Genomic DNA, 615 nt, shown 5'->3' on the forward strand with positions numbered 1-615 from the left:
AACATAGTGCTGGCCCGTTTCATCGCTAGTGTAGCGATAATCATACATCTCAGTCCCTTCCACGGCTGCCAGTGCCCGATCATATGATACGGGCGTGATGTCGGTCTTAACAGACAAACGGGACGCCACCGTGTTAGCTACTTGGGAAATTAGTTTCTGAGCGTGAATAGTGGTTTTTTTGGCGCTACTGTAAGACTGGCCCAAGTTCTGGACAGCGTTGCCGTTCTGGATATAAAGGTCAGTAGTTGCTGTGTAGATCGTGTTTTGTCCCAAGCCGACACCGCCATAGACCTGGAAACCAACAGAGCCGTTATTATCAAAGTTTGTACCTGCATGGTTAGATACCAACACAAATTTATCATCGGCCGGCCTGATATGATGACCTACGATACGTAAATTGCCTGCCCAGACGTCATCCGCTTCGATTCTGCTTGAATCAATATAGGTTCTTGAGATTTGTCCAGAGAAATCCTCTCCAACGTCACTAATCTTGCTCTGATAAGTCGAAAATTTAAGATAACCAGGGGTCAATGTCGCTAACGAATAGAAATTTCTTCCCCCATTTAAAGAGGATTTGTCATTGGAATAGACGACCCCACAATTCTCACCTTGAAG

1 protein-coding gene is annotated in these 615 nt (G+C 45.5%); it reads right to left on the reverse strand.

Going from position 1 to position 615, the window contains the following annotated elements:
- On the reverse strand, positions 1-615 hold a 615-nt coding region (locus CXQ97_RS18885; RefSeq protein WP_219815482.1), incomplete at both ends, for a hypothetical protein.

Source organism: Arthrobacter sp. B0490 (assembly GCF_002929355.1).
In the GTDB taxonomy this organism is placed as follows: Bacteria; Actinomycetota; Actinomycetes; order Actinomycetales; family Micrococcaceae; genus Arthrobacter_D.